Annotated in this window: 16 protein-coding genes; 2 read left to right on the forward strand and 14 right to left on the reverse strand. The window is 34.3% G+C overall.

Annotated elements, in window-relative coordinates; translation table 11 throughout:
* Positions 1–171: 171 nt before the first annotated feature.
* The 11 genes from AAC084_RS20395 to AAC084_RS20445 form a co-directional block, all read right to left on the reverse strand.
* The gene (locus AAC084_RS20395; RefSeq protein WP_339842141.1) at positions 172–1722 is read right to left on the reverse strand and encodes an FAD-dependent protein; all 1551 of its coding nucleotides are present in this window, start codon (positions 1720–1722) and stop codon (positions 172–174) included.
* Positions 1723–1798: 76 nt separating this feature from the next.
* Positions 1799–2410, reverse strand: coding sequence for an alpha-ketoglutarate-dependent dioxygenase AlkB (locus AAC084_RS20400; RefSeq protein WP_339842142.1), 612 nt, complete (start codon positions 2408–2410; stop codon positions 1799–1801).
* Positions 2397–2642, reverse strand: a complete 246-nt coding sequence (locus AAC084_RS20405; protein WP_339842143.1) for an Ada metal-binding domain-containing protein — start codon at positions 2640–2642, stop codon at positions 2397–2399. The genes AAC084_RS20400 and AAC084_RS20405 overlap by 14 nt, the downstream gene beginning before the upstream one ends.
* 2 nt (positions 2643–2644) lie before the next feature.
* Entirely contained in the window at positions 2645–3349 is a 705-nt protein-coding gene (locus AAC084_RS20410) for a 2OG-Fe(II) oxygenase (protein WP_339842144.1), read from the reverse strand.
* Positions 3350–3544: 195 nt separating this feature from the next.
* The gene (locus tag AAC084_RS20415; RefSeq protein ID WP_339842145.1) at positions 3545–4072 is read right to left on the reverse strand and encodes an alpha/beta fold hydrolase; all 528 of its coding nucleotides are present in this window, start codon (positions 4070–4072) and stop codon (positions 3545–3547) included.
* A 67-nt stretch (positions 4073–4139) separates the two neighbouring features.
* The gene (locus AAC084_RS20420) at positions 4140–4991 is read right to left on the reverse strand and encodes a methylated-DNA--[protein]-cysteine S-methyltransferase (protein WP_339842146.1); all 852 of its coding nucleotides are present in this window, start codon (positions 4989–4991) and stop codon (positions 4140–4142) included.
* A gap of 260 nt (positions 4992–5251) precedes the next feature.
* Positions 5252–6415 carry a cyanophycinase gene (locus AAC084_RS20425; RefSeq protein ID WP_339842147.1) on the reverse strand — a complete coding sequence of 388 codons (1164 nt, stop codon included), beginning with the start codon at positions 6413–6415 and terminating at the stop codon, positions 5252–5254.
* A gap of 220 nt (positions 6416–6635) precedes the next feature.
* Positions 6636–8168 carry a M20/M25/M40 family metallo-hydrolase gene (locus tag AAC084_RS20430; protein ID WP_339842148.1) on the reverse strand — a complete coding sequence of 511 codons (1533 nt, stop codon included), beginning with the start codon at positions 8166–8168 and terminating at the stop codon, positions 6636–6638.
* A gap of 367 nt (positions 8169–8535) precedes the next feature.
* The gene (locus AAC084_RS20435; protein WP_339842149.1) at positions 8536–9018 is read right to left on the reverse strand and encodes a hypothetical protein; all 483 of its coding nucleotides are present in this window, start codon (positions 9016–9018) and stop codon (positions 8536–8538) included.
* Positions 9019–9128: 110 nt separating this feature from the next.
* Entirely contained in the window at positions 9129–9503 is a 375-nt protein-coding gene (locus AAC084_RS20440) for a hypothetical protein (RefSeq protein ID WP_339842150.1), read from the reverse strand.
* A 1-nt stretch (position 9504) separates the two neighbouring features.
* Positions 9505–10977, reverse strand: a complete 1473-nt coding sequence (locus AAC084_RS20445; protein WP_339842151.1) for a potassium/proton antiporter — start codon at positions 10975–10977, stop codon at positions 9505–9507.
* A gap of 362 nt (positions 10978–11339) precedes the next feature.
* On the opposite strand from AAC084_RS20445, the gene AAC084_RS20450 reads away from it, so the two are divergent.
* Together AAC084_RS20450 and AAC084_RS20455 are read left to right on the forward strand one after the other, a co-directional pair.
* Entirely contained in the window at positions 11340–11609 is a 270-nt protein-coding gene (locus AAC084_RS20450) for a winged helix-turn-helix domain-containing protein (RefSeq protein WP_339842152.1), read from the forward strand.
* 47 nt (positions 11610–11656) lie between these two features.
* Positions 11657–12673: an LLM class flavin-dependent oxidoreductase gene (locus tag AAC084_RS20455; RefSeq protein WP_339842156.1), complete on the forward strand. Its 1017-nt coding sequence runs from the start codon at positions 11657–11659 to the stop codon at positions 12671–12673.
* A gap of 68 nt (positions 12674–12741) precedes the next feature.
* Here AAC084_RS20455 and AAC084_RS20460 read toward each other — a convergent pair whose 3' ends face one another.
* From AAC084_RS20460 to AAC084_RS20470, 3 genes are all read right to left on the reverse strand, one after another.
* Complete coding sequence (locus AAC084_RS20460; protein ID WP_339842153.1) at positions 12742–13653, reverse strand: cysteine synthase family protein; 912 nt, start codon at positions 13651–13653, stop codon at positions 12742–12744.
* A gap of 118 nt (positions 13654–13771) precedes the next feature.
* Positions 13772–14737 (reverse strand): carbon-nitrogen hydrolase family protein, encoded by a 966-nt coding sequence (locus tag AAC084_RS20465; protein ID WP_339842154.1) that lies wholly within the window; start codon positions 14735–14737, stop codon positions 13772–13774.
* Between the two features lie 576 nt (positions 14738–15313).
* Positions 15314–16237 (reverse strand): hypothetical protein, encoded by a 924-nt coding sequence (locus AAC084_RS20470; RefSeq protein ID WP_339842155.1) that lies wholly within the window; start codon positions 16235–16237, stop codon positions 15314–15316.
* Between the last annotated feature and the right edge of the window lie 78 nt (positions 16238–16315).

Genomic DNA, 16315 nt, shown 5'->3' on the forward strand with positions numbered 1-16315 from the left:
ATTCAGTATTCAGTATTCAGTTTGAAGTGTAAAGCATAAAGAAATTGTGTTAAGGTTATTTAGTATAATTGAGTTATAAGAAAATAAAGAGCTAAGCCAAATTCAAAAACTAAATTACCCATTACTTTTTTGAACTTGATTTTTTAAATTTTGGACTTGATTCTTAAACTTTTATAGTCCCTTCATGGCTGCTTCGGCACAGCGTTCGCCATCCATAGCTGCTGAGACAATACCACCAGCATAGCCACCACCTTCACCACATGGAAAAAGACCTTTAATGTCCGGATGTTCTAATTGTTCATTTCTTGGGATGCTTACTGGCGATGAGGTTCGTGATTCTACCCCAACGATATTTGCTTCTGCAGTATAGTATCCATGCATTTTATCGCCAAAAGCCTTAAAACCTTGACGCAGTCTACTGCCTATTAATTTTGGTAAAAGGGAGTGTAAGGGAGCTGATTTTAATCCGGGCTGGTAGGAGGTAGGGTTCAAATCTACGGATAGGTTTCCATCAACAAAATCAGTTAACCGTTGTGCTGGTGCAGTTTGTGTTCTTCCACCTGAAGTAAAAGCCAAACGTTCCAAGTCTTTTTGATATTCCAATCCTTTTAGGGCTCCGAATTTTTCGTACTTAGGTATATCGGTATCTACATTAATTTCTACAACGATACCAGAGTTTGCATACAAATTATTTCGTTTCGACGGTGACATACCATTCACAACCACTTCTCCGGGTGCGGTTGCAGCTGGTACAATGAATCCACCGGGACACATACAAAAAGAGTATACGCCTCTCTCTTTCACCTGTTCAACTAAACTATAAGAAGCGGCAGGTAACAGTTCGTTTCGCTCACCAGAACAATGATATTGAATACTGTCAATGATATGTTGCGGATGCTCTACACGAACACCCATAGCAAAAGATTTTGCGGCTAATGCAATATCTTTTTTGTGTAATAGCTCGAATATATCACGTGCGGAATGTCCGGTAGCTAGAATGACCCGATCTACGGCCATTTCATCCTTTTCATTGAGAATGATAGCTTTTAGCGTATTGTTCTTGATAACAAAATCAGTCACCTTGGTATTGAAATGAATTTCGCCACCATGATGTTGAATAACCTCTCGAATGTTCTGAACAATTTTCGGGAGTTTGTTTGTCCCGATATGCGGATGTGCATCTACCAATATTTGGTCTGTAGCACCATGAAAAACCAAACTTTCAAATATGCGACGTACATCGCCACGTTTTAAGCTTCGGGTATATAATTTTCCGTCAGAATACGTACCAGCACCACCTTCTCCAAAGCAATAGTTACTTTCTGGGTTCACTAGATGGTCTTGGTTGATTGCCTTTAAATCACGTCTACGATCTTTTACATTGTTGCCTCTTTCAATTACAATGGGTTTGTACCCCATTTCTAAACAACGAAGCGCAGCCCACATGCCTGCAGGTCCAAAACCAATAATATGAATAGGTTTGGCTTTTGATACATCTTTGTATTTAAATGATAAGGCATCGCTTGGGGCGGGTTCATTGATATAAACGGCCAGATTATAATTGAAAACTATTTTAGGTTTACGTGCATCTATAGATTTTCTAAGTACCCTTATTTTAAAAGTACCATCTACAAGTCCAAGATATTTTGCAGTACGTATTTCTAAACCATTAGGGGTAGCTTCTTCCTTTAACGTTAATCGTAACTGTACATTTCTGACCATGCTGCAAAATTAAAGTAAAAAAGACGATGTAAACTATGGAGTTTTAAAAATGCTGTATTGAGATATATTTGTATTACTATTTTTCTATAATCGTTCTGAAAGTCAAATTGACTCTGGGTTGCGTGCTTGATTTTGTAGGTGGTAATCGGTGCAACCAAATGGTTTGGGTTTCATCCTTCATAACTAATAAGCTGCCATGTTCTAAAATCAATCCAACTTTTTCTTTGGTTTCTTTATGTTTAAAGGCAAATTTTCGTTCTGAGCCAAAACTTAAAGAGGCAATGGCTCCGTTCTTTTTTAAATCTTTTTCACCATCACTATGCCAGGCCATTCCCTCGTTGCCATCGTGATAAAGATTGAGCAGACACGAATTAAAGGTCTCACCTGTTTCTTGCTCCACTTTATTTTTTAAGTATACTAATTCGGTAGTCCAGGGTAGTGCCAATTTGGTGGTTTTTGAATAGGTGTATTCAAACGGTTTTTCTCCGTACCATGCCACTTTGCGCTTTGTTATTATTTTCTTGCCAAATATTATTGCCTCGTCGTTTTTCCATTCAATATGATTTAGTAATAGGTCTAAATAACTAGCTGCTTCCAGGTCATTAAGAATTTTACCATAGTAATTTACAGTTCCACCCTGTGGGAGTAAGTTTTTAGTAGGGTCTACTTTTATATCAAACAATTTCATTTCTCCATTTTTTATAGGCTTCCTTCATGCAATTTCCACAAGGTCGAAAATTGCTTTTAATAGCTTCTTCTATTGATGAGAAAAATACTTTGTTTTCTCTTTTCATTCGTAAGCCCGATTTGCAATTTAACGTGCCATAAATTTTCAGATTCTTATTTCCACCAAACTTGATATCACCAGTTCTAATTTTGGTTCGTATCTCTTTATCTTTAAATGAAGTATGATGTATCATAATTATGCCGTTGCATCGTGAAAAATGATACCTAAGGTATGTCTTTCTCCACTTTTTACTTCACTAACACCATGTTTCATGGTAGCTCTATAATAGCCTTTTGTACCTTTTATAGGACGAAAATTCGTAGTAAAAATAAGCAAATCTCCTTTTTTGGGTTGCAGCACTATGGCTTTAGACTGCGCTCTTGGTGTTTGTTGGGTAAGTACAAATTCGCCACCCTCATAGTCCACACCTGGTTCATTTAAAAACAGTACCGTTTGAAGGGGGAAATATACATCACCATACAAATCTTGATGCAAGGTATTGAAACCTCCCTTTCCATATTTTAAAATTAGGGGAGTAGGTTTCATCTGATTATTCTCGTGACATTGCTGGTGAAGTTTTTTTAATGTGGTTGGGAATTCCGTATTAATTTTTAAAGCCTTCATCCATAAGTTAGCTATTGGCGTTAACATAGGATAGAAGTTTTCACGTAATGATTGAATTAATTCTGGCAGCGGATAATCAAAGTATTTATATTCACCCAATCCAAAACGATATCGCTCCATTATAACAGTTTTTCTATATAATGCGGGAGTGTTGTATGATTTGATTAATACTTGACATTGATCACTTGAAAGTAGTTTAGGGAGTATGGCATAACCTTTCTCGTGCATCTCTTCAGCGACTGAAGGCCAGTTTATCTTATTTAATTTTTCTGTCATAATTACAATGATGCTATTTCAAGGAAAATAGTAGTGAGTTCCTTTGGTTTACTGAAAAATGGCGAATGACTGGTTTGTATTTTAAACACTTTCTCACAAACTGTTTCACTATACATTTTATGTTGAATGAATGGAGTAACGGCTCTATCTTCAGTGCATTCGATATAGAATCTTCTAACACTACCAAATTTTTCATTAGTTAATGAAGGGTGTTATACCAGATTCAATAGGCTCATGACTTAATACTAGTTTAGCCATTTCTGTAATTTCATCCTCACAATCATGATAAAGTCCCTCTTTATAAATTTTTGGCTGTAATGTGTGCGATTTGGTTTCTAGATGCATGGTTACATGAGGTTTAAGAACCCCATAAATATCTTGTGAGGAATAGTCGGACTGGGTTTTGCCATTCGGAATCAAGTATGCCGCCAAGTAAATCAATTTTTCAATTTTTTCAGGTCTGTATTCTGCCACCTGTGAAATCATAATACCATTTTTACTATGTCCAATTAAAATAATCTGCCCTTCAATACTATCAATCAAATGGCATAATTTTAAAACGGTATTAGAAAATGTTACCTGTTCAATAGGCGTATTATCACGGCCCATACCGGGCAAATCAATAGCAAAAACTTTGTGCCCTTGTTCTTCTAATAAGGGAATTACTTTGTGCCAGTTCCATGCGCTATGCCATGAACCATGTATTAAGATAAAGGTTTTCATTGCTCTATGTGTTAAGATTATAACACAAAGTTCTGGCGATTAGAATGGGTTTAAAACCCGAAACTTGCTATACTTGTTTTGAATTTATTTTTGCAGCTTCCCAACCAATAATAGCTGTTTTACGGGTATTTCCCCACATGTAGCCACCAATGTTTCCCGTTGATTGAATAACCCTATGACAAGGAATTAAAAATGCAACCGGATTGCTGCCTATTGCCGTACCAATTGCTCTTGAGGCTTTTGGTTTGTCAATTTCCTTGGCGATTGCGCCGTAAGTAGACAAATCACCGACTGGAATTTTTAGCAATGTTTCCCATACTTTTAACTGAAATGGAGTTCCGTTTAAGTGCAATTTTATTTGGTGTAGTTTGCTCCAATCATGCTTAAAGATGAATAGGGCATTTTGTTGCAAATTATCGACCAGTTGATTGTAAGTGGCCTTTGGGAATCTATTTATCAATTTCTGTAGCGCTTCCTCCTCATTATCAAAGAAAGCCATATGGCAAATCCCTTTTTGGGTCGATGCAACGATAATATTTCCAAACGGACTTTCTGCAAAACTGTATTTAATGATGAGGTTTTCACCCCCATTTTTAAATTCGCCAGGTGTCATTCCTTCAATATTGATAAATAGGTCATGTAATCTACTCGTACCTGAGAGTCCAGTTTCATGTGCAGTATCAAACAAAGTAGCATGATTATTTTTTAGTAACTGTTTAGCATATTGAATACTCATGAATTGCATAAATTTCTTAGGACTTACGCCTGCCCAATCTGTGAAAAGGCGCTGAAAGTGATACGGACTTAAATGAACGCTTGCAGCTATTTCATTTAAAGTAGGTTGTTGTTTGAAATTTACTTTTATATAGTCTATCGCTTCGGCAATTCGATTATAATTTATGTTTTCTTGTGTTGTCATTTCTTTACATTTTACATGTCAAATGTATTTTACAACAACAGGTTATAAAACCCGATTCTTGCTACTCATAAATTGTTTTGCGTGATTATTGTGAAAGTACTAAAATCAGTGAAGACCATAAGTTAGAATTTATTAAGATTCAACATTTTTGACGGACTATTCTATTACATCTAAGAGTAGAAGGTTTTTTATAGGAAAGGCCAAGTCATTTAATTAAGAACTTATATACTTTTAACTATGGAGCTTATAGTATTTGGTTTTTACTCAACAATCTTATTGAATCGCTGATTAAGACCATCTATAAATTTGTGAGTTCTTTTATCGAATCCGATAATGTTTCCTATGCTATCTCTTTTGAAATGAAACCATAATTCAGCATCGGTGTCATAAAACAAATCTTTTTCGTAAGCATAAATGGGAATTGGTTCTCGAACAATATTTCGTCTTACAATTTGAAATTTCAAGGTATCATTCTCAACCACAATATTATTCCAAAGAACTTTACTTTTTTCAAACAGATATGTGCCCGCAAATTCTTTCTGTTCATTAGAAGTTAGATTTTTTGGTTTTAAAAACTTATTACGCTGAACACGTCTTTCTTTAAGATTGTATTTTTCACCATTTTTCAAAACATAGAACTTGTTTTTACCGGTTTCCAAAGTATCAATCTCGTTAAAATAGTTCGACCAAAATGTTCCATCATAGATGGCCACATATTTATCTCCAATTACTTCAAATTCATTTCCTTGTACAAGTACGGCAGTGTTTTCGTCTAAACCTATCCCTAATAATTCAGGTTTAATTTTCAACAATTCAAACATATCATAGTGTCTGTTTCTTTCGAGATGATGTTGGTCAAAAGCTGAATTGGTAACAAAACTGAAACCGACTTCAGGATTACTGATTAGTTTATAACTGTCATTTAATCCGCGGCCGCCACGAGCTAAATAAGAGCCTTGTATTGACGCTCCTGCAGAATGCCCGCCAATTATCCCACCTCGCTCTAAAACTTCGTTCAATGCGGTGTGAGTTTTAGTATTTAGATATGTATCTGCTGTTCTATGTTGCCGACCACCTGTAAACCAAACCGCTGTTGCAGTTTTTAAGGGTTTTATAAATTCATCGCTATTTGCAATAGCTGTATCCCTTGTATGCATAAATTGAATAGAATCAAATCCACGAGCTTTAAATTGTCTTTCCAAAATTTTAAATTCTGGGTCGTAGTTGATGGAGTTTTCGTCGAATGCAGTTGGGATAATAACAAGTCTTGCAGATTCACCACCAGCTAAATCATGAAATACGTGCCACATGTCATCGGTCATTCCGCCACCACCAATTAATAACGCACCGTTTTTTGGACCTATAGATTCACTTTTAGTTGTACTCGGTTTGTTTATTGAATTTTGGCAGGAAATACTTATCATCAGAAATATTAATAGGAATAAATTTCTAAGAATAGTAAAGATTGTATTTATGAATTTCATTGTATGCAGAATGTTTTTTTAAGAGTTGAGACTGTGCATATAAGATGAATTTCCTTTATTAACACTTAATTTATAGCATACACATAACAAGGAAAAATCTGTCAGGATTTTCAAGAATAGGGGTGCACTAGCAATCTATTTTAAATGGTGTTACGGCTAGTTATTTTTTCTTTCTAGGGATGTTTTCTTTCATAGTATCCAAAGAATAAATTGTCCAAGCTAAAATCACAGCATTTTTCATAATGTCATTTTCAGGAACATATTCTAAAAAGTCAAGATTTGTATGATGAGTTGCAGACCCATAAGCTAAATCATCTTGTATGAATTGAAATGATGGGATATTGTAGTGATCAAAGGTTTCGTGATCGGTAGATAACGTATTTTCAATAGCAATAGCTCCAGAACTTATAGTAGAAATTGGCTCAAATACTTTTTCAAAAACGGGTCTTGCCAATTCATTATTCTGCAAAAATACGCCCCTTATTAACCCGGCACCATTATCTAAATTTAAATATGCAGCTATTTTTTTAGATGCTATATTCGGTTTTTCATTTAAATCTCCAAAGTGTTTTTTAGCATAGGCAGCCGACCCTAAATAAGCTTGTTCTTCACCTCCCCAAAAACCAATTTTAATAGTTCTTTTGGGTTCATAGCCAATCTGCTTTAGAATGCGTAAAGCTTCTACTAAAACTATGCAATTAGCACCATTATCGGTAGCACCTGTGGCAGAATGCCAAGAATCGAAATGAGCTCCTAATACTATACTTTCTGACTTTAGTTTAGCATCATTACCTGAAATTTCCCCTATGATGTTTACATTATTTTCGGGTTCACTGTAAAATTCTGTTTCCAAATTTAGGCGTATAGTGGGTGTTGCATTTAATTTTGTCATACGGTATATTCTTCCAAAATGCTCAGGCATGATAGTGAAATACGGTAAAGGTTTTAAATCACCCTCTTTATAATAATAAGTACCTTGAGGGTGTAAAACTCCTAAATACATAGGCCTTGTAGTTAATACGGCTATAGCGCCTTCAGCTTCTATAAACTTGAGGAAAGTTTCATCGGAAAAATCGTCAGTTTTCCATTGCTCAAAAAGTTCAGGTAATGGAGTTGCTTTAACCTTGGCGGTTACTTTTTGCTCCATTTGTTTTAATTGTGTTTCTGAATATCTAGATTCAATGGTATCTAACAGCGATTTCTTTCTAGGTTCTTTTCCTAAAAGGATTATTTTTCCCTTCAGTTTACCAGAAAATTCACTTCGCACTATATTCATATCAGCATAACTTTCAATACTTATGATTGTACCAGAAACAATGCCATCTGTACTTTTAGACATCGCCAAAGGATACGCTGAAATTTTCATATAGTTTGGAGCAATCATTTCAACATTAAAAGTGTTAACATTCCAACCTCTACAATCAGAACAATAATTTTCAAAATGTACATTTTGAAGACCAATTTTTTTCATCTCATTAGAAATCCATTCTGCAGCTTTGTAATACTCTCTAGTTCCTGTAAGCCTCTGGCCGTATATGTCAGTGAACTGACTCAACATATTCATGGCTTCAGAATTATTGAATCCTTCATTGCGAATTTCTGATAAGGTGTTTTCCTTACTGGTTAATTGCGAAAAGCTGTTAATTGATATTACTAGGAAAAGGAATAAAACAAGAATAGTTTTTAATTTCATAATTAGAAGAAATGATTATTATATGTTAATCGTTGGTGTAAGCACCATTAACATTTATATAAGATAACAAGTTACTCTATTTCTACGTGTATCTGCAACACTATTCTTCTGCGCTCAAAATGATATGTAAAACCCGTACTTTCTAATTTGAATTTACGCGTGACTTAATCTTTAAAAATCAACTATATAATCATTAATGAGATTGCAGGTAATTTTTTAATAAGAATCAGTATTACGGCAACCAAGTAAAATATCATAGTGAGTATAAGCACTAGAATATGTATAATAGAAATGGCAGATTTCATACGCCAATTTTTGAAAACGTAATTCATCTGCCATTATTCAATAATTAAAATAACTACAATGCTTATTCTTTATTTTTCAGCATATTTTTTATTAACGAATTCCATTTTTCTATAGACTGAATTTCACCACTTAATTGGTAGTTTATATCAGCATTATAAAACTCAAAAACTGTGTCGGGTTTGTTATTATCGACCGGAAAGAAATTTAGCTTTAATCGGTCAATGATTTTTTCCTTCCGTGCATAAGATTTACCAATATTCGCTATTTCACATGTTTTTATTGTAGTTAAATCAACATACTGCTGCTGAATAGCTTCCTTTATTTTTAAAACAAAGAATACGAAGTTTTTAGTTCGGTCTACACCAATAGCGTAATGACCAAAAATTTCATGTTCAGAAATTTCACAGTTATGTTGATGTGCAACCTCTTTTAGAGAAGTTAATACTACTTTTTCTTTAATTTTTCTACTTCTGTTTGTTATAACAAAAGGCATTGCACAAAGTGCAACAGATGCTATGCCTATAGCGGCTATTCCTAATTCCATTTTATATATTTTTAAATTTGAGATGCTAATTTTTGTATGTTGTGTTAAATCACAACATATCAATATATTACCTGTTGCTACCTAAATAGTAGGCTTTGAAGAAAAATGGGTTACCAGAAATTATGGAAAGGAAAAATTAGGTCAGTCTTGCGATGCCTAATCAATAAGGTGTTTGCGTAATTTTGGTACTGCTTATATTTTGAATTAAACAGTACTTCATTAGATTTTAAGCTTATTGAAACACTCGCAAACGGTAGTTTGAAATTGGGAGTTACATTCTCAGTTACATCAGATATTGAAACTTCCGATTGTTGTGAATGAGGCGATAGTAGCTTAGTTGAGGCAGTAAAATACGTTTTCTGTTCATTTTTTTGGTCAACAGAAATCTCATTAGAAAATGGTAATGAATTGGCAGAACTATAAACCCCGAAACAATAAATTGAAACGAGTAGAAGAACCCTAAATATTTGATTCGGACTTTTCATATTACACTATAACACCTTGGTCGAGTATTTCGTTAACTTCTTTCAAGCTATCTTCATTATCTAACAAGAGAACCAATATATCATTAGCTTCGATTATTGTTGCTCCTCCTGGTCGTACAAATTTACTATTTCGTTTGATCATTACAATGAATGCAGACCTAGGAAAATGCAAATCAATAATTCTTTTATTAACGGCGTAACTATCTATAGGTATAGTAACTTCTTCCATTGCAGATTTTGGTAAATTTAGAATGTACCTTTCATTTTCTGCGATGGGCTTTACTTCGTCGGGTAAGGCTACATTTAACCACTTAGCAAAAATGGATAATGTTGTTCCCTGAATTAGAACCGATGATACCGATATGAAAAATACTATACTGAATATTATATTTGCTTTGTCAATACCTGCTAATAGGGGATAGGTGGCAAATACGATTGGAACAGCACCTCGCAGACCAACCCATGAAATGTAGAACCTTCGTCCAAGTTTCATTTTAAAGAACATCAAACTTAAAAAAACACTAACCGGTCGAGCAACAAGAATAAGAAATACTGAAATCAGTAGCCCTATACCGATATATGGCATAATTTGAGAAGGAAAAACAAGTAATCCTAGGGTAAGGAACAGCACAATTTGCATTAACCAGGCCATACCATCGAACATTTTTAAAATAGTCGATTTATGTATTAAATCTTGATTACCTAAATAAACAGCACAAATGTAAATAGCTAGAAACCCATTACCGCCGACGACATCGGTTGCAGAAAATGTAATAAACATAAGTGCAATGACTAAAACCGGATAAAGACCTTCGAACCCGAGTTTGATTTTGTTGATGATGATTTCACTCAACTTTCCGAATGCGAATCCGCCAATACCACCCAAAATCATTTGTTTTAAAAACAAAGGAATAATTGAGAGAATACTTAAATCTTGGTTAATAACTAAAGTCAAAAAGGCAAGTGTTAGTACATAGGCCATTGGGTCATTACTACCGCTTTCTAGTTCTAACGTTTGTCTAAGATTACTCTTTAACGCCAAGTTTTTTGAACGTAAAATAGAAAATACAGCTGCCGCATCTGTAGAGGAAACAATAGATCCCAACAGCAAACTTTCATAGATAGTAAAATCGGTAACGAAATAAACAAATGTACCTAAGGAAATTGCTGTGAGTAAAACACCTAGCGTAGATAAGACAAGGCCTTCTTTTAAAATAGGCTTAACAGACTTCCAATTCGTGTCAAGTCCGCCAGAAAATAAAATGAAGTTAAGGGATACAATACCAATAAATTGAGCAAGCTTTGGGTCGTCAAATTTAATACCGCCAATACCTTCGGATCCGGCAAGCATACCAATGGCTAAAAAGAGTATTAAGGTAGGTACGCCGAATTTATATGAAGTCTTACCTACTATAATACTGATAAATAGTAAGATAGAACCAATTAGTAGTATGTTTTCAATAGTAAGGTTCATTGTTATTTAGGTCTTAAATTGGTCAGCGCAAATTTAGACTTTTTATCAAAAAACAATGATTAAATAGCGTGTTTGTTCAACCGTGTATAGGTTAAAATTATGCCAAAATACTCCCTGTCTGTTTTAAGCTTTCTACTTCGATTTCGCCCTTAGAGGGTATCATATTTTGCCAATTCTAACTTTAGTATTATACTGTTTTTATTGACTAAATATTTAGTTGAACCTCCTTTTTTCTATCGATTTCAATCAAAGCAGATTGCATTGAGTTAAAAACGTTAATTTAATTATAAGAAATTAATAGTCATTTAATATCATTATAAAATAATCAATACATTTGCATATATCAATGTATTAAAGATATCATGGAGCTAAAACAAGTAGAGAAATTATCTAAAGCATTAAGTGATGTCAATCGTTTAAAAATATTGCAATTCATGCAGAAGAATCAAGGAAAGGTCGAATGTACCCATGCTTGTAAATTGCTTGATTTAGCACAGCCATCTATTAGTCATCATATTAAAAAATTAGTTGAGGCTCAACTTATTAATCAACATAAGATTGGGCGAAATTATCATTACTCACTCAATCATGAGGTATGGGACAACTATATTTTAACGTTGAAGAATCTGTAATATTTTTTCAATAATATATTGAAACTTTTAAATATATAAATGAAATTATTTTAATGAAAAAAATTGAATATTCTATACTTGATCTTGCAATAGTATCTCAAGGGAGTTCGTTATTAGAAACATTTGATCATTCTTTGGTATTAGCTCAAGAAGCTGAGGCCGAAGGGTATAAACGTTTTTGGTTGGCAGAACATCATAATTCAATAGCAATAGGTAGTAGTGCCACATCAATTTTAATAGGTAAAATTGCTGAAGGAACAAAAACAATACGAGTAGGTTCTGGTGGTATTATGCTTCCTAACCATTCTCCGTTAATAATTGCAGAGCAATTCGGGACTCTGGGTATTCTTTATCCAAATAGAATAGACTTGGGATTAGGACGAGCCCCAGGTACAGATCAAGAAACAGCAAAAGCGATTAGGTCAGATTTTTATCAGGCCGCCATGTCTTTTCCTGACGAGGTACAAAAAATACAGCAATATTTTTCAACCGATAATGCTGATGCTAAAGTTCGTGCTACGCTGGCCGAAGGAGTAGAGGTACCGTTATATATACTAGGTTCAAGTACCGATAGTGCTCATTTAGCAGCTAAAAAAGGTCTGCCCTATGCTTTTGCTAGTCATTTTGCGACAACACATTTAATGAATGCTCTCAAGATATATCACAATGAATTTCAACCATCTGTGGAATTAGAGAAACCGTATACATTAGCTGGGGTGAATATTATCGTGGCAGATACGGATGAAGAGGCAGAACGTATTTCAACCTCATTGTATAGAATGATTATTGGCTTATTAACCGGTAACAGAGGGTTTATGCAAGCCCCAACTGATATGACAGATGATTTACGCGAGTTGAGTCAAAACCCATCGGTACAGCAAATGCTTAAATATTCTTTTATTGGTAGTAAAGAGACGGTTAAAAAGCAAGTAAAACAATTTATATCAGATACTCAGGTAGATGAGCTTATTGCGGTTACTAATATTTACGATGGCAATGATCGTATTAAATCATATAAACTATTTGCAGAAATTATGCGTGAATTGAATAATGAGGATGTATAGATTAATTAGTTGATTAGTAATCTATTAGTGTGATTTAGGATTGGGTATTTCGTTTTGGAGTATATTCTTTAAGAGTATAAATCGCCATTCAAGTATTTTAATCCTGAATCGCATATTACGGTGACAATTGTTTTTCCTTTGCCGATTGCTTTTGCTCTTTGTAAGGCTGCCCAAACATTTGAACCAGAGGTAATGCCACCAAAAACACCTTCAATTCTGGCTAATTTTCTGGCAGTTTCATAGGCATCTTCATCTTTCACAGCTATAATTTCGTCAGCTAAATCTAATCGACAAATTTCAGGAATGAATCCCGCTCCCATACCTTCGAGACGATGAGTGCCAGACGTATCACCGCCTGATAATGTTCTCACATTATAAGGTTCAATAGGAATGCATCTAATTTTAGGGATTTCCTTTTTAAATATTTCCGAATTTCCAGAAAAGCAACCACCAGTGCCTACACCAGCTATAAATTCATCAATGTCCGTTCCTAAAACAGCCATTATTTCTTGTGCCATTTTATGGTAGGCATTACGGTTATCAATATTTTTAAACTGATCTGTATAAAAAGTGTTTGGTTGTTTTGCTATTTCTCTAACTCTTTCAAGTGCCTTATCAATAACATTGGCGGTAATTTTGCCATTTTCACTAGGTATCAATTCAAGCTTTGCACCAAAGGCCCGCATAGTCTGTAGCTTTTCTTTGGCAAAGGCATCCGACGAAACAAAATGGGCTTTATAACCTTTAGCGGAGCATATCATTGCTAAAGAACTACCGGTGCTACCACCAGTATAATCGACAACAGTTCCTCCTTTTTTCAAATCGCCTCTTTTTTCAGCACCTTCTATCATCGCTAGTGCCATTCGGTCTTTCATACTACCGGTAGGGTTGGCCCCCTCAATTTTTACATAAACATCGGCGTCATTAGAACCAGTAAGATGATTTAGTTTTATAAGAGGTGTATTTCCTATTCCTTCCATGTTTGATTCTTTTTGAAGCTGTCGTAATTTGAATATAAGTGTTATTGAAAAAAAGTAAACTTTTTACTTTCGATTATAATTAAAGCCAGCCTGATTTAAAGCTCTTCTCTTTCTACTTCTAATCTTTAATATCTAATATGGATTGTCTCTCTCTATTAACAGTGAGTTTTGTGACGTCTGGGCGAGAATAATGACCAACAGGATCAAAGTTTTGTCTTTCTTCTAGAACTCGATTAAAATTAATGGTAGAAGTAATTAGTCCCTCTTTATCAATAACTGGAGGAATAATCCATTCTCCATCCGGACCAGCAATACAAGAACCACCATTCGCCATAGTCGCAGGGGCATCTTTAAGGATTTCTTGGAGATGTGGAGTATCATCTGGGAAATCTTCTATACGCATCAAACTAGAAACTGACACAACAAATGAACGAGATTCTCTAGCTATAAACCGTGTAATGTCGAGCGTATTATAATCAGACCCTGGCCAAACAGCAATATGTAGATTTTCGCCCATACCATAAAGAGCTGTTCTTGATAACGGCATCCAATTTTCCCAACAATTCAATCCGCCGACACAGAAATCCTTTAAATCATGAACTCTTAGTCCGTTACCATCACCTGGTGCCCAAGTTAATCGCTCTTCGTAAGTAGGTTGTAATTTTCTATGGACAGATTTAATTTCACCGTTCGCGTTAATATATACAAGCGAGCAGTAAATACTATGACCGCCTCTATTTTTGGCACGTTCCATAATACCTAAATAAATGGCCATATTCTTATCTTTCGCTAAAGCGCAAATATCATCAAGTTCACCAGCTTCAATTTGTATCGAATTCCTGATGTAATGTGCATGTATTTCTTTTTGGGTGGTTGAATTAAATTTGGCCCCATCAGTTAGTGAGATCCAAAAAGGATAACCAGGAAGCAATGCTTCTCCGAAAACCAGAAGCTCACAATTATCATCAGCAGCTTTCTTGATATATGTTTTTATTTTATCAATAGTCTTTTGTTTGTTCAGCCAAACAGGAGAGATTTGAGCCATTCCTATTTTAAGGGTATTCTTCGAATCGTTTTGTATCATTTTTAGTTTACTGGTTTTAGTATAAGTTGATTATTAAACTATTGCAAAACTTTATGGTTGTTAATAATTGGCTTATAACTTGCAATCAATCTCACTTTTGAATTTTTGTGCAAACACATAGCAAAATCCTTTTGATTTAACTTTTTCATTTTAAAAGCCAAATCCAAAGGATTTGTCGGACTTAGTAAATACACCGAAGCCATTAAATTTAGCTCTTTTTGCCCTATTTGCTATAGCCGTTATTGGCAACAGTATTTATTTCTTTGGCTCTCCATTTTCCTGGTACGTTGTCAGCGTATATATTTTTTTAGATTTTAACTCCGTGATTTAGGTATTGATTTCTCTTATAAAACCAGTCGTTTTGCAACAAGTTAAAAGTAGAGGTATTATGTAAACTATTTTTTTCATATTGTTGTCAACGGTTTTGTATAAGATTGGTTGTGTTGGTTTATCAGTAAATTAAGCAAATAAAAACCGAACAGAAAATCTGAGAGGATTTTTGCAAGTATGCTTGAACAAGCAATAAATTATATAAGGTGTCGGCAGTAATTTTTGTATCACATTACTATTTTACAATTAATTTCGATATCTCATTATTATCTTATGTGAATCAGAAGTTTTTTGATGGTAATAAATAATATTTTTATCTACTGTTAGTGTAGGTGCTTCAATTAAATTAGAAATGACTTCTGAAAATAAAACTCTGGGAACTGAAAATTCGGATAATGAATTACTTCTAACTGCAACGCATATTTCAAAAACTGTGCTTGAAGTAATTTGTCCTTTTAAGTATCTTGTATAATATAACTCGAGATTATCGCTACTGATACAAGGCGCATAATAAATATAATCTGAATCATTAATGTTTTGTAGGATTGTCACTGAATTTGGAAGCGTATTAAATGTTGAAGCATTGTCTTTTTGTGCAACACCTAAAGTAGTTTCACAAGGGCCTAGGCAATTTGCTTCATCAAACCTTGCATTATTGAAGTACAAATACTGTCCATCCAAACTTATTCCGTGATCCATAACAAGCCAACCAGGAATACTCTTATTAAAATCTCCTTGAACTCTTTCAATATTACTAACATTTCCAGAATCAAAAGTTCCGTGAAAGAGATTATTCAATTCAGTAGGGTAATTCCTTGTAGATGTCCAATAGAAATTTCCGTTATTATCTAAATCGGCAACTGCATCCAAATGAGGTGTTGTTGTTTGATTTGGCCCTATTAACTCTCCCACATAATTAAAGGTTGAATCGTTAACTTTAGTCGCATAATAAAGTTTTGTATTAATTCCATCATTTAAATTATTGAAGAACAGATAATTACCATTAGGTGAGACGAATGGTTCCATTGCATCAAACGATAAACCATTAATTGTCACTTCTATTTCAGAACCAAATGAAGGATATGTTATTGATTTAGTAGTATCATTTTCATTTGAAGAACAAGAAATAATCAATAATGAAATTAATGTTAGTTTAATATAGGTTTTCATTTTTCATATGTTTAATTACTTCAAACGGGAGTCTGCGCAGCAACCCCATTTCGAATAAAAATAAATGATCTGTTTTGA

Origin of the sequence: uncultured Maribacter sp. (assembly GCF_963977385.1) — a bacterium.
GTDB lineage: Bacteria > Bacteroidota > Bacteroidia > Flavobacteriales > Flavobacteriaceae > Maribacter.